Genomic DNA, 13,061 nt, shown 5'->3' with positions numbered 1-13,061 from the left:
ACCGTCATCGGATCAGGTGCGGTCAGCGATCGACCTGCGGCGACGACGCCTGCGCCCAGAACCTCTTCGGGATCCGCCCCGCACCGTGGGCCAGGCGCCCGGCGATCACGGCCGAGCGCATCGCCGCAGCCATCCGCGGCGGATCCGCCGCGCGGGTGACCGCCGAGGCCAGCAGCACTCCCGCACATCCGAGCTCCATCGCCAGCGTGGCATCACTGGCGGTACCGATACCCGCGTCGAGGATCACCGGCACCTGCGCCGCCGCCACGATCATCTCGATGTTGTGCCGGTTGATGATCCCCAGACCGGTACCGATCGGCGACCCCAACGGCATGACGGCCGCGGCGCCCGCGTCTTCGAGCCGCCGGGCCAGGATCGGATCGTCGTTGCTGTACGGCAACACCACGAACCCATCGTCGACCAGCGCGGTGGTCGCCGCGACCAGTTCCGGCCCGTCGGGCAGCAGGGTGCGGTCGTCGCCGACGACCTCGACCTTCACCCAGTTCGTCCCGAGGGCCTCGCGGGCCAGCTGGGCGGTCAGCACCGCTTCGGCGGCAGAGCGGCAGCCCGCGGTGTTGGGCAGTACTTCGATGCCCAAGCGACGCAACAGGTCCAGCACACCGGTCCGGCCCGCGGAGTCGACCCGCCGCATCGCCACGGTCGTGAGTTCGGTCCCCGATGCGATCAGGGCCTCTTCGAGCACAGCCAGATTCGCCGCGCCTCCGGTACCGGTGATCAGGCGCGAATGCAGGGTGCGATCACCGATGATCAGCGGATCATCCACCTTGCACCGCCGTCAGGATCTCGACGCTGCTGCACGATCCGAGTGCGGTGTGCCAGGTGGACTTCGGACGCACCACCCCGTCGATCGCGATGGCCACGCCGGTGCGCGGCAGATCGAGGTGGTCGAGCAGTTCGACCACGGTCATCCCTTCCGGCAACGCGGTGGCAACCCCGTTGACGACCACGTCGGTTGTCATGAGAATCTCCCTGGATCGATGGCCGGTTCGTCAATACTGTTGCCTGCGAGCAGGTCTGCCACCAGATCGGCGGTGATCGCGCTCATCAGGATGCCGTTGCGGCCGTGCCCGGTTGCCGCACAAGTGCGTTCGTCGAGTCTGCCGATGATCGGCAGCCCGTCCGGCGTCAACGGACGCAGACCGGCATCGGCAGAGAGCAGCCGGTATTCGCGTAACGACGGCATCAGCTCGATGGCATCTGCCAGCAGGTCGGCCACACCCCCGACCACCGGTTGCAGATCCGCATCACCGTCGTACTGGGTCGCGCCCACCACGACCCCGTCCGATCGGGGCACAACGTAGACGGCACGGCCGTTGATCAGCCCGCGGACAACATGTTCGGGCGGCGAGAGCGCCCCCTGCGCCCAGCCGAGCCGGAGCACCTCCCCCTTCGAGGGATACACCGGCAAACCCGGCCACAACTTCGTCGATCCCACACCCGCGGTCAGCAACAGCTGATCTTCCGGTGGGCGGCTCAGGTCGCTCACCTCGTCGGAGACGAACCGGACGCCGAGGCCGGATGCGGCTGCGGTGAGTACCGACAACAACCGACGGTTGTCGACCGCCATCTCACTGCGCGCCAGAAAACCACTGCGTACCCGCGTCGACACCGCCGGTTCGAGTCCGCGAATCTCGTTACCGGTCAACGGTTGCACGGGATGACCGCGCTGCCCGAGCCAATCGGCGGCCATCGCGAGCTCGCCGACGTCGGCACTGTCCACCCCGGCCATCACGCTGGAGCGCGCAGCAACCACGCGGGGATCTCCGAGTCTGTCCAGGAAAGCCGGCCATCGGGCCATGGCTCGTTCGGCAAAGGCGAGATGGGCATCTTCTCCGACCCGGCTCTCGCCGGCGATACCGAGCATCCCGGCGGCGACCGCCGATGCCGCATCACCCCGCCCGGGGTCATAAACGGTTACTTGCCAGCCGCTTTCGGCGGCGCGAAGAGCGCACGAGAGCCCGATGACTCCGCCACCGACAATTCCGAGGGTCTTCATCCCACGTCCTTCCTTCGCCGGCATTATCCGGATCAGGTGTAACGGTTTCGCGGACGGTTCGTGTCCTGCGGTCTCAGCCCGAGCGGTTCCCTCGAGCACCCGTGTGTGTACTGCTGAACAGAGTACGCCGGTACATTCGGGAACTGTGACTGCCCACGACCGTTCGGCCCCTGACCACAATCGTTCGAGTGCGGCCCGCAATCGTTTGAGTGCCGCCCGGCTCTACCTCTGCACCGACGCCCGACGCGAGCATGGCGACCTCGCCCGGTTTGCCGACCGTGCGCTCACCGGCGGTGTCGACATCATCCAACTCCGGGACAAGGGTTCGCCCGGCGAGCGCGAGTTCGGGCCGCTCGAAGCAGCCCAGGAGCTGGACCTGCTCGCTGAACTGGCCGAGATCACCGCCCGTCACGGCGCCCTGCTCTCGGTCAACGATCGCGCCGACATCGCCGCGCTGGCCGGTGCCGACATCCTGCACCTGGGCCAGGACGACCTCCCGGTCTCGGCGGCCCGGCGAATCGTCGGCGACGACGTCATCATCGGCCGCAGTACCCACTCGTCCGGCGAGGCCCGCAGCGCCGCAACAGAATCCGGCGTCGACTATTTCTGCACCGGCCCCTGCTGGCCGACGCCGACCAAACCGGGACGCAGTGCGCCCGGACTCGATCTCGTCCGTGACACCGCCGCTCACGCCCCGACCCGTCCCTGGTTCGCCATCGGTGGAATCGACGAGCAACGACTGCCCGAGGTGATCGCCGCCGGCGCGCAGCGCATCGTGGTCGTCCGGGCGATCACGGCCGCACCCGACCCGGAAGCCGCTGCCCGTCGTTTGAAGGACAATCTGCTTGCATCGGCCGAAAACTGAGCGCTATGGTGGGCAGATCATGATGAAACAGCTTCTCGTAGTTCACCGCCGTAGCGGGGTCTGATTCGACCGGCCCCCCGCTGCGGGCCGTTGAGCTATCCGCTGGTCATCCTCTTTCCCGGAAGACCGCCCTCATGAACACTCTGAGCACCAACGATTCACAACACCATCGCGACCACTTCACGGCGCGGTTCGGACGCCCGCTGCCCAGCGCCTTGCATGCCGAAGCAGCGGGTATGAACTGGTCCACCTTCACCAGCACCTATGCCCCCACCTCGGGTCCCCTGCGCCTGGGGAAGTGGTCTGCCGACCGCGGCGCCGGCGACCTGCTGTTCTGTCAGGCGACCATCGCCGACGGTGACCGGATCTCGGCGCTGGCCGCGACCGCATCCGGACCGATCGGCGCGCTCAGCGACATGCTGTATCAGCTCGGTGCCGGAGTCGAGATCTCCGACCTGCACCAGTACGCCCAGGCGGGTGGCGTCACCACCCTCCTTCACTGCGAACGCAACGGCCGTCGGACCTGGTCGATGGGTTCGGGTACAACCGGCGAGGGTTCAGCGCTGGCGGCACTGATCGCGGCAGCGAACCGACTCAGCTGACGGTGCCGGTGTCGGCCGCGGCGACGATCGAACCGAGCCGGTTCCTCAGGTCTGGCCAGCTCGCCCCGAACGCGGGGTGCAGCGGCAGGTCGTCCACCTGATCGGCGCTGACCCAGCGCAACTCCACCGATTCGCCGTTCGCCGTGGTGACCAGCGGGGCCGCGACCTCGGCGATCACGGTGGTGTAGGTCCAACCGCTGGGGGCTCGATGGGTCACCGATTCGGTGTGCACGGTCAGGGCCGCATCGGCGATCCCCGCCTCTTCATCGGCCTCACGCACCGCGGTGTCCACTGCGCTCTCGTGGGAATCGCGGGCTCCGCCCGGCAGTGCCCACGTTCCGCCCTGATGGCTCCATACGGCGCGGTGTTGTAACAGAATCAGCGTCTGGTTCGCTTCACCAAGTGTGAAGAGCAACAGCCCCGCAGCACCGTGACGGCCCCAGTAGCGCGATCCATCCGCGTCGAAAACCCATCCGTCGCCGTCGCCTCGCACCCGACACCTCCTCGCCAGCCCGCGTTCGTTGACAGTCACGCTACTTGCACTGACCGGGTGACACGGGGCCGCACTGCCACAAGTCGGTGATCAATCGAAGTAATGTCGCAGTCAGTCGAGAAAATCTCCGATCAGGACACGACCTGAGACGACCCGGCGAACTCCAGGAAGAAGGGACCGTGTGACCGGCGGCAACGCAACATCTTTGCGTACCCGGTTCATGCGTGCGGATAAGCCCTACTCCGACCGCCCGGCACCGCTGACCCGGCGCGAGCTGATGAATCTGACCCGGGAACGGTCGCCACACCCGATCACGAACATGCGGGAGATCGCCAAGACGAGCCCCGGCAAGCTGATGATCATCATGGCGGTCCTGATCATTTCGTGCGTCACCGTCGGCTGGTATGCCTCCGAAACCCTCGACCAGCGCACCAGCACGCTCGAAGAGATGATCGATGTGACCGAGCCGCTGGCCGAGGCATCGCAGGTGCTCTACAGTTCGCTGTCGATCGCCGACGCAGCGGCCAACACCGCGTTCATCTCCGGCGGACTGGAACCGGCCGCGCTTCGCGACAGCTACAACAACGCCGTGGCCACCGCCGCCAACGCCATGATCGAGTCCGTCAGCGGTACTGCCATGGACAACGCGCAGGTCCGGCAGGACCTGACCACCCTGTCGACCCAGTTGCCGGTATACACGGGGCTCATCGAGTCGGCGCGGATCAACAATCGTCTGGGCAACCCGGTCGGGTCGGCCTACCTGGGTGAGGCGTCGAACATGATGCAGGAGACGATCCTGCCCGCGGCGGAACGCCTCTACACCGAACGTTTCGAGGCCATCGGCAATGCGCGGACCAACTTCACCAGCCCACCGTGGGGTGTCTATTTCGCTCTCGCGCTGGTGCTGGCCGCGGTGATCGCCACCCACCTCTACATCGCCCGCCGCAGCCGCCGTCGTTTCAACGTCGGACTGCTCGTGGCCATCGGGTGTCTGGTGATCGGGTTGGTGTGGTTGCTGGTCGGCGGGTTGCTCTCGGTCAAGGCGACCAGCGATGCCGAAAAACTCGGGGCGGCGCCCCTCGGGGAACTCACCTCTGCCCGGATCCTGACCCAGCAGGCCCGATCGGACGAAACCCTCTCGCTCGTCCGCCGCGGCGATCAGCAAGATTTCGAGGCGAGCTGGACCGAGGCAACCAACGAGATCGATGTGGTGCTGGGCGACTACCTCGACGACGAGAGCAAGGACGTGGCGGAGGACTCCGTCACCGACGCGCTCGATGCGATGGCACTGTGGCGCGACGCGCACGCGGCGATGCTCGAACGCACCAATGCCGGCGACTTCAACGGCGCCACCGCCATCGCGGTCGGCGACAATCCCGACGGCTCGGCCGCCGCATACAGCGCCCTCGACGACGCCCTCGTCGACGGCATCACCCGCACCCGGGAGACCTTCCGCGACGACATCAACACCGCCCGCGTTGTGATCGGATACGCCGGACTCGGGATCCTGCTGCTGGGTATCGGGGCGGCGTTGGCGTCGGCGATCGGCATCGCACCACGGATCCGGGAGTATCGATGACCACGCGCCGCACCCTCCGCCCGGCGGCGGCCGTCATCGCCGTGACCGCAAGTCTGCTCGCGGGTTGTGTACACGCCGCCGCGCCGCCGAATGATCCGCCCTCGGCCACCGCGGCCTGGCCCACCCCGGCCGGTGTCAGCACCGATGTTCCGGTCGAAGCGCCACCGGCCACCGAATCCTGCGACTCCACCGCAAGCCTGTCCCCCGGACCGGTTCCGACGCCCGGACAGATGCCGGCGGGCAGCAGCATGGAGGCCATCTACAAACGCGGGTGGCTCAAGGTCGGTCTCGACATCGGCTCGAACCTGATCTCGTTCCGCGATCCGGTCAGCGGGAGCATCGAGGGATTCGACGTCGACATCGCCAAGGAGATCGCCCGCGGCATCTTCGGCGATCCCGAACGGATCGAGTTCCGGATCCTCAACTCCGACGACCGGATCAGCGCGCTCAAGGACGGTTCGGTGGACATCGTGGTCAAGACCATGAGCATCACCTGCGACCGGCTCGAAGAGATCGCCTTCTCCACGGTGTACTACGAAGCGTCTCAGCGCATACTGACAATGCGGAGCTCGGGCATCAACGGTGTGGCCGACCTCGCCGGCAAACGGGTGTGCGCCGCCCGCGGGACCACATCCATCGCCCGCATCCAGCAGCGCGTTCCCGACGCCATCGTCGACACCGTGTCGACGTGGGCGGATTGCCTGGTGATGCTGCAGCAAGGTCAGGTGGACGCTGTTTCGACCGATGACGCGATCCTCGCCGGGATGGCAGCGCAGGATCCGTACATCCACGTCGTGGGCCAGAGTCTGGGCGAGGAGCCCTACGGGATCGGCATCAACAAGGACGACGAGGACATGGTGCGATTCACCAACGGGGTCCTCGAGCAGATCCGCAACAACGGGACGTGGTTCGAGATCTACAACAAATGGCTCTCGATCCTGGGTCCGAAATACTATCCGCCACAAGCCGAGTACCGGGATTAGGACGCAGATCCGTTGACTGATCATCCTTCCTCCGACAAGACCCCTGAGGTCGGCACCCAAGCTGCCACCCTCAGGGATCTCGAGGTGGGTACGGAACCCTCCGGCGACGACGCGGACGTCCAGACACAAGCGGTGGCGGCCGATATGGCCTTCACCGAGCCGACGCTGCGTGCGCCGGTCGGCACCGCGAGCCAGCCAAATCTCCTGGTACCCACCAGCCGGAGTTCACGTAGTCGCCGCCGGATGGGTGGCGGTCTGGTGGATGTGCCACGGATCCACGACATCGAGCCGTTCGATGCCGTGATGGACGACGCCGTCATCCCCGAGGCGAAACGGTTGTGCTGGAGATGCGGCCGGCCGGTCGGCAGGTCGTCGGGTGAAGGCAGTGGTCCGCTCACCGGTACCTGCGGCAACTGCGGGGCCCGATACTCGTTCGTCCCGGGTTTGAGCAAGGGCACGATGGTCGCGGATCAGTACGAGATCGTCGGCGCCATCGCCTATGGCGGTCTGGGCTGGATCTATCTGGCGATCGACCACAACGTTTCCGACCGACCGGTCGTCCTCAAGGGGCTACTGAACTCGAAAGATGCTCAGGCGCAGGCCGTTGCCCTGGCCGAGCGTCAGTTCCTGGCGTCTGTCTCACACCCCGGAATCGTCAAGATCTACAACTTCGTCGAGCATCCCGATGTCGGCGAGAACACCTTCGGCTACATCGTGATGGAGTACATCGGTGGTAGCACCCTCAAGGACCTCACGTCCGACGAGGACGAATCCGGCTCGCACCGAAAGCAACTGCCGCCGGAACAGGCGATCGCCTACTTGCTCGAGGTCCTGCCCGCTGTCACGTATCTGCATTCGGTCGGGCTGGTCTACAACGACATCAAGCCCGAGAACATCATGATCGGCAGCGAAGACGTCAAACTCATCGACCTCGGCGCCGTCTCGCGCATCAACGGTTACGGCCACCTCTACGGGACCCCCGGATTCCAGGCACCCGAAATCGTGCAGACCGGACCGCAGATCGCGAGTGACATCTACAGTCTCGGGCGCACGCTGGCGGTGCTGACCGTCGACATGCCGATGGAGAAGGGGCGCTACCTCGACGGACTCCCGGACCCGGCAGACGTGCCGTTGTTCCAGGAGAATCCGTCGTTCTACCGGCTGCTGCAGCGCGCCACGAATCCCGATCCGGCCCAGCGTTTCGCCTCCGCGGACGAGATGGCGGGCCAGCTCCTCAACGTGTTGCGGGAGACCGTGGCGGCCCGCACCGGCATACCCCGGCCCGGGTTGTCGACGGTGTTCAGTCCCCAGCGAACGACCTTCGGTACCGAGATGATGCTCGCCCCGGTGGACGGCATCCTCGAACCGGTGCGCACCAGGCGAAGCCTTGACACGATCGACATCGTTGCAGCCCTTCCGGTTCCACTGGTCGACCAGTCGGATCCGGCGGCCGGTCTGCTCAACTCGACGGTGCTGTCCGAGCCGACCCAGACTCTCGACTCGATCCGCAGCGCCCGTGAGGGTGGTCTGTCGTCGGTCATCGGCACCGACCCGTCCGATGATCACCCGTCCCGGGAGATCGACCTGATCGAGGCGCGCGCCTACCTCGAACTAGGTGAAGCGCAAACCGCCCTCAACCTCCTGAACGACGCCACCGAACACCACGGAAAGTCTTGGCGCACCGATTGGTTCATCGGACTCGGAACCCTGTTGATCGGTGATGTCCCCACCGCACACGAGCGCTTCAACGACGTCCTCTCCGCGATGCCCGGTGAGACGGCCCCCAAGCTCGCAGTGGCCGCCACCGCGGAACTCATGGGCAACCACGATGTTGCGCTGCAACATTATCGGACACTGTGGCAGACCGACAGGTCGATCATCACCGCCGCGTTCGGTCTCGCGCGGATGCGTTTCGCCAAGGGTGATATATCGGGCGCGGTCAAGGCACTGGACGAGGTGCCCCCCACCAGCCGCCACTACAACGCCGCCAACTGCACCTCGGTACTCACCCTCGTCCACGGCCGCGACCCCGCTGCGGTCTCCGAGGACGAATTGCGCGAGGCCGCAAGACGACTGGAAATAATGTCTGACGCCGAGCCCCGGAAGCAACGACTGGTGATCCTGGTGCTGGGCATCGCACTCGGCTGGATCCACCGCCGTCCCGACCAATCCCCCACCGACGCCTCGGCGCGGGGTGACATCCTCGGCTACCCGTTCAACGACCACGGTCTCCGTGTCGGTTGCGAACAGTCACTCCGCAGACTCGCCCGCAGTACTGTCAACCGCACCCAACGTTTCCGTCTGGTCGACCTCGCCAACTTCGTTCGGCCACATACATTGTTCTGAAACCGGCTCCGCGGGTCCGGACCTCGCAAACGAGCCGGAAATCCGAGGACGAGCCACAAAGATGTGGCTCGTCCTCGGATTTCCGGCTCGTTTGCGGTGGGGGTCAGGCCACGAACACCCGGAACGGCCGCAGCACCAACTGGCCGCTCTCTTTGAGTCTCATCTGGACGTCGATGCGGACCTCTTCGTCCGAGACCGCACCGACCACGCCTGTCACCGAGAGTTCCGCGGGGGCGTCGTCGAATACGACAACAGGTTTGACGAACCTGGTCTCGTATCGCAGGAATTTTCGCGGTTGGCCGTCGAGCCATCGCATCACGTGCCCGACCCCGATCCCGACCGTCAACATGCCGTGCGCGACCGGTCCGGCCAGACCTACTGCAACAGCGACCTTTTCGTCGACGTGAATCGGATTGTCATCCTTCGCGGCCTTCGCGTAGGCGCGGATTCTCTGCTGGTCGATTGTCTCGGACACGTTGAACAGTTCGGTCCCGACCGTGAGATCGCTCATTCGGCGGCCTCGGTCTCGCAGATCAATGCCGAGTTGACCCGGACGATCTCCTGCCCGTCCAGATCGGTCACCAGCGACATGATCTCGAATTGTGTGACCGACGCCCTCGCCCGCACGCTGGTCACCGTCACAGTGGTGTTCACGACATCTCCCGCCTTCAAAGGCCTTGTGTAGATCGTTGTTTCGGCAGTGTGGACCACGCCCGAGAGAGGCACGTCGCCGTTATCCAGGAACGACTTGATCGCGGGCTCCAAGACCACGTTGACAAAACTCGGCGGCGCTTCACCGCGGCTGGGCGGTCCACCGATCACCGCCACCACCTCGTCGATCTCCGCCTGCGTCACCTCGTACGGTGACTCCGGCGAGACCTGCGTACCTTCAACGATCATGAGAGTGCCTCCACTGATTGCCGGGCGATCGCGAGTTCTTCGTTGGTCGGGACCACCAGGACGGTCACCGCGGAATTGTCGGCTGAAATGATCCTCGGCTCACGACTTCTGGCAGCATTGCGTTCGGTATCGAGGACGATGCCAAAGTTTTCGAGTCCGGCCATGGCATCCGCACGAACCTTGACAGAGTTCTCCCCCACGCCCGCGGTGAACACGATCGTGTCGGTGCGACCCAACGTCACCATGTAGGCGCCGATGTATTTACGTAGTCGGTGGATGTAGATGTTGAAGGCCAGTATCGCATCGGCGTCACCCTCCTCGATCGACCGGGTGATCGCACGGAAGTCGTTCTCGCCGCACAACCCTTTGAGGCCCGACCGACGGTTGAGCACCGCGTCGATCTCGCCGACATCCAGACCCGCCGCCCGCTTGAGGTACATCACGACCCCGGGGTCGATGTCACCGCTTCGCGTCCCCATCACCAGACCCTCGAGCGGGGTCAATCCCATCGACGTCTCGACCGGCCGGCCACCCGCGATGGCAGAGGCCGATGCGCCGTTACCCAGATGCAGGACAATCTGATTGAGGCTTTCCACATCGACGCCCAAGAACTCTGCGGCGCGCGACGACACGTATTCGTGCGATGTGCCGTGGAATCCGTAGCGACGAATGTCGTGCTCGAGCGCCAGCTCACGATTGATCGCATATGTGGCGACGTGCTCGGGGAGTCCGTGGAAGAACGCCGTGTCGAACACCACCACCGACGGCACGTCGGGCAAGAGCTTCCGGATCGCTTCGATCCCCAGCAGATTCACCGGATTGTGTAGCGGGGCCATGTCTTCCAGGCCCTTGATGGCATCGATCAGATCGTCGTCGACGACCGTAGGCCGAAAGAGGTCGGGACCACCATGAACCACCCGATGCCCCACCGCGGTGATGCCCTCTGATTCCAGGTCGTGCCCGGCGGCCTTGAACAAGGCGAACGCCTTCGACAACCCGTCCTGGTGGTCGACGATCTCACCGACGTATTCGTTGACGACATCGCCGCGGACGAGCATCACCCGGCCCTCCGACTCGCCGATGCGCTCCACCACACCCTGTGCGACCACATGACCCGAACCAGGCTGCACCAGCTGATATTTCAGCGAAGAGGAACCCGCATTCAGTACCAGGACGGTCTCGATCTCACTCACCGGCGATCCCCTGCGCCTGGATCGCGGTGATCGCGACCGTATTGACGATGTCCGACACCAGTGCACCTCGCGACAAATCGTTGATCGGCTTGTTCAACCCCTGCAGTACCGGACCCACAGCCACGGCATCGGCGCTGCGCTGCACGGCCTTGTATGTGTTGTTGCCCGTATTGAGATCGGGGAATACCAACACGGTGGCCCGCCCCGCGACATCTGATTGCGGCATCTTCGCACTCGCGACCGCCGGATCGACCGCGGCATCGTATTGGATCGGCCCCTCCAGCAACAGTTCTGGCGCTCGCTGCCGCGCCAGTCGAGCAGCCTCGCGCACCTTTTCCACATCGGCGCCGCTGCCGGACTCACCCGTGGAGTACGACAACAGCGCCACCCGGGGATCGATTCCGAACTGCGCTGCCGTTGCCGCCGACGAGATGGCGATGTCAGCCAGCTGTTCTGCGGTCGGATCCGGAACCACCGCGCAATCACCGTATGCCAGAACATGATCGGCGAGGCACATGAAGAACACACTCGACACCGTCGAGACACCCGACACCGTTTTGATGATCTCGAACGCCGGCCGGATCGTGTGGGCGGTGGTGTGTGCCGCACCGGACACCATGCCGTCGGCGTATCCGAGGTGCACCATCAGGGTGCCGAAATATGACACATCCTGGACGATGGTGCGGGCCCGTTGCAGGTCCATCCCCTTGTGTTTGCGCAGCTCGGTGTAGACCGCACTGAACTCGTCGAGCAGATCGGATGTCGCCGGATCGACCACCACCGCCTCGGACAGGTCCACCCCGAGCTCCGCCGCCCGGTCACGCACCGCCCGTTCGTCACCGAGGATGGTCAGGTCGGCCACCTGCCTGCGTAACAGGCGTCCGGCGGCCCGCAGGATCCGATCATCACCACCTTCGGGCAGGACGATCCGTTTGCGAATCGACCGGGCGCGCTGGATCAGCTGGTATTCGAACATCTGCGGAGTGACGACCTCGGGGATCGGCAGCTGGAGCTTCTCGAGCATCGTGACCGCATCGACGTGCGCTTCCATCAGATTGAGGGCGATGTCGATCTTTCGCGCCGAATCGACATTCATCCGGGCCCGGGCATGTACCGCGGCCCGCGCTGTTTCGTATGTCCCCTGTTCACAGCAGACGATGGGCAACGCGGAGTTGAGGCCCTCGACCAGAGCGGCGATCTTGGGGTGGGGCTTGAGGCCACCGTTCAGGATGATGCCGGACAGCTTCGGGAAACCCTCGGCGGCATTGGCTGCGACCAACGCGAGCAGCACGTCCGAGCGGTCGGCCGGGGTTATCACGGCCATCCCGTCGGTGAGACGCTCGAGGATGTGCTCCACGGTCATCCCGCCGACCATCACCTTCACGGCCTCCCGGCCCAGTAGTTCCGGATCGCCGCTGTACATTTCGCCGTCGAGCTCGTTCATCAGCTCCGCCACGGTGGGGGCGACCAGCAGCGGATCCTCCGGCAGCGACCAGGAGGGCAGTCCGGTGGCCCGCTCCAAAGCGGCCTTCACCTCGGCCAACCGATCGGGCGCGCAGCGGTTCGCGATCAGCGCGACGGCCTGGGCATGATTGACGGCCAGCTCCGCCAGGCACAACTCCGCCAGCGACACCACCTCCTCCTCGGTGCGGCCGGCCGCCTTGAGCGCCAACAGCATCGGTGTCTGGAGGTTGGCCGCGATCCGTGCGTTGAAGCTCAATTCCGACGGGCTGGCGATATCGGTGTAGTCGGATCCGACGACCAGAACCGAATCGCACCGCTCCTCCACCGCATGGAATCTGGTCACGATCTCGCTCAGGGCCCCATCGGGATCGGCATGGACCTGTTCATAGGTCACTCCGATGCAGTCCTCGTAGCTCAGGTCGCTGGAATCGTGCTCGATCAGAAGTTCCAGGATGTAGTCGCGTTGACCGGTGTTTGTCCTGGAAATCGGACGGAACACCCCCACCCGACCACCCGAGGCCGCCAGCAGGTGCAAGACCCCGAGCGCTACGGTCGACTTGCCCGTGTCGCCTTCCGGCGATGCCAGGTAGATGCTGTTCGACGTTGAAGCGCCCATGGG

The 13,061-nt window shown here is 65.2% G+C and carries 13 protein-coding genes and 1 riboswitch; of the genes, 5 read left to right on the top strand and 8 right to left on the bottom strand.

Features of this window, described 5'->3' with window-relative positions; genetic code table 11:
- Positions 1 to 22: 22 nt before the first annotated feature.
- The 3 genes from AC51GR_RS22230 to thiO all read right to left on the bottom strand — a co-directional run bounded on the left by AC51GR_RS22230 (position 23) and on the right by thiO (position 2,017).
- Positions 23 to 784, bottom strand: coding sequence for a thiazole synthase (locus AC51GR_RS22230; RefSeq protein ID WP_496326829.1), 762 nt, complete (start codon positions 782 to 784; stop codon positions 23 to 25).
- Positions 777 to 980, bottom strand: a complete 204-nt coding sequence (thiS, locus tag AC51GR_RS22225; protein ID WP_496326828.1) for a sulfur carrier protein ThiS — start codon at positions 978 to 980, stop codon at positions 777 to 779. Before thiS ends, AC51GR_RS22230 begins: the two co-directional genes overlap by 8 nt.
- Positions 977 to 2,017 carry a glycine oxidase ThiO gene (gene thiO / locus AC51GR_RS22220; RefSeq protein WP_496326827.1) on the bottom strand — a complete coding sequence of 347 codons (1,041 nt, stop codon included), beginning with the start codon at positions 2,015 to 2,017 and terminating at the stop codon, positions 977 to 979. Before thiO ends, thiS begins: the two co-directional genes overlap by 4 nt.
- Positions 2,008 to 2,130: riboswitch (TPP riboswitch) on the bottom strand. (Overlaps the previous gene by 10 nt.)
- Before the next feature lie 32 nt (positions 2,131 to 2,162).
- On the opposite strand from thiO, the gene thiE reads away from it, so the two are divergent.
- Both thiE and AC51GR_RS22210 read left to right on the top strand, forming a co-directional pair.
- Entirely contained in the window at positions 2,163 to 2,882 is a 720-nt protein-coding gene (gene thiE / locus AC51GR_RS22215; RefSeq protein WP_496326826.1) for a thiamine phosphate synthase, read from the top strand.
- Positions 2,883 to 3,016: 134 nt separating this feature from the next.
- Entirely contained in the window at positions 3,017 to 3,484 is a 468-nt protein-coding gene (locus tag AC51GR_RS22210) for a hypothetical protein (RefSeq protein WP_496326825.1), read from the top strand.
- Here AC51GR_RS22210 and AC51GR_RS22205 read toward each other — a convergent pair.
- Positions 3,477 to 3,977 carry an NUDIX hydrolase gene (locus AC51GR_RS22205; RefSeq protein WP_496326824.1) on the bottom strand — a complete coding sequence of 167 codons (501 nt, stop codon included), beginning with the start codon at positions 3,975 to 3,977 and terminating at the stop codon, positions 3,477 to 3,479. The genes AC51GR_RS22210 and AC51GR_RS22205 overlap by 8 nt on opposite strands.
- 220 nt (positions 3,978 to 4,197) lie before the next feature.
- On the opposite strand from AC51GR_RS22205, the gene AC51GR_RS22200 reads away from it, so the two are divergent.
- Genes AC51GR_RS22200 through AC51GR_RS22190 form a run of 3 tightly spaced genes read left to right on the top strand, consistent with a single transcriptional unit; the run spans position 4,198 to position 8,885 of the window.
- A complete protein-coding gene (locus AC51GR_RS22200) occupies positions 4,198 to 5,556 on the top strand; it encodes a GlnX family signal transduction membrane protein (RefSeq protein ID WP_496326952.1) in 1,359 nt (452 codons plus the stop codon).
- A complete protein-coding gene (locus tag AC51GR_RS22195; protein ID WP_496326823.1) occupies positions 5,553 to 6,539 on the top strand; it encodes a glutamate ABC transporter substrate-binding protein in 987 nt (328 codons plus the stop codon). Before AC51GR_RS22200 ends, AC51GR_RS22195 begins: the two co-directional genes overlap by 4 nt.
- Before the next feature lie 12 nt (positions 6,540 to 6,551).
- The gene (locus AC51GR_RS22190) at positions 6,552 to 8,885 is read left to right on the top strand and encodes a serine/threonine-protein kinase (RefSeq protein ID WP_496326822.1); all 2,334 of its coding nucleotides are present in this window, start codon (positions 6,552 to 6,554) and stop codon (positions 8,883 to 8,885) included.
- Between the two features lie 103 nt (positions 8,886 to 8,988).
- Here AC51GR_RS22190 and AC51GR_RS22185 read toward each other — a convergent pair whose 3' ends face one another.
- From AC51GR_RS22185 to pta, 4 genes are read right to left on the bottom strand one after another with little or no spacing between them, the layout of a single operon-like run.
- Entirely contained in the window at positions 8,989 to 9,396 is a 408-nt protein-coding gene (locus AC51GR_RS22185) for a MaoC/PaaZ C-terminal domain-containing protein (RefSeq protein WP_496326821.1), read from the bottom strand.
- Positions 9,393 to 9,785: an FAS1-like dehydratase domain-containing protein gene (locus AC51GR_RS22180; protein ID WP_496326820.1), complete on the bottom strand. Its 393-nt coding sequence runs from the start codon at positions 9,783 to 9,785 to the stop codon at positions 9,393 to 9,395. The genes AC51GR_RS22185 and AC51GR_RS22180 overlap by 4 nt, the downstream gene beginning before the upstream one ends.
- Positions 9,782 to 10,978 carry an acetate kinase gene (locus AC51GR_RS22175; protein ID WP_496326819.1) on the bottom strand — a complete coding sequence of 399 codons (1,197 nt, stop codon included), beginning with the start codon at positions 10,976 to 10,978 and terminating at the stop codon, positions 9,782 to 9,784. The genes AC51GR_RS22180 and AC51GR_RS22175 overlap by 4 nt, the downstream gene beginning before the upstream one ends.
- Positions 10,971 to 13,058, bottom strand: coding sequence for a phosphate acetyltransferase (gene pta, locus AC51GR_RS22170; RefSeq protein ID WP_496326818.1), 2,088 nt, complete (start codon positions 13,056 to 13,058; stop codon positions 10,971 to 10,973). Before pta ends, AC51GR_RS22175 begins: the two co-directional genes overlap by 8 nt.
- Positions 13,059 to 13,061 lie beyond the last annotated feature (3 nt).

This window comes from Williamsia sp. z71 (assembly GCF_059553375.1).
Note: the sequence above shows the minus strand (reverse complement) of the source record. Positions and strands in the feature narration are given on the sequence as shown.

Excerpts from the sequence above, each read along its gene's own strand:
- pta (WP_496326818.1), bottom strand. The coding sequence starts at position 13,058 with ATGGGCGCTTCAACGTCGAACAGCATCTACCTGGCATCGCCGGAAGGC.
- thiO (WP_496326827.1), bottom strand. The coding sequence starts at position 2,017 with ATGAAGACCCTCGGAATTGTCGGTGGCGGAGTCATCGGGCTCTCGTGC.
- AC51GR_RS22195 (WP_496326823.1), top strand. The coding sequence starts at position 5,553 with ATGACCACGCGCCGCACCCTCCGCCCGGCGGCGGCCGTCATCGCCGTG.
- AC51GR_RS22210 (WP_496326825.1), top strand. The coding sequence starts at position 3,017 with ATGAACACTCTGAGCACCAACGATTCACAACACCATCGCGACCACTTC.
- thiS (WP_496326828.1), bottom strand. The coding sequence starts at position 980 with ATGACAACCGACGTGGTCGTCAACGGGGTTGCCACCGCGTTGCCGGAA.
- AC51GR_RS22180 (WP_496326820.1), bottom strand. The coding sequence starts at position 9,785 with ATGATCGTTGAAGGTACGCAGGTCTCGCCGGAGTCACCGTACGAGGTG.
- AC51GR_RS22200 (WP_496326952.1), top strand. The coding sequence starts at position 4,198 with ATGCGTGCGGATAAGCCCTACTCCGACCGCCCGGCACCGCTGACCCGG.
- AC51GR_RS22185 (WP_496326821.1), bottom strand. The coding sequence starts at position 9,396 with ATGAGCGATCTCACGGTCGGGACCGAACTGTTCAACGTGTCCGAGACA.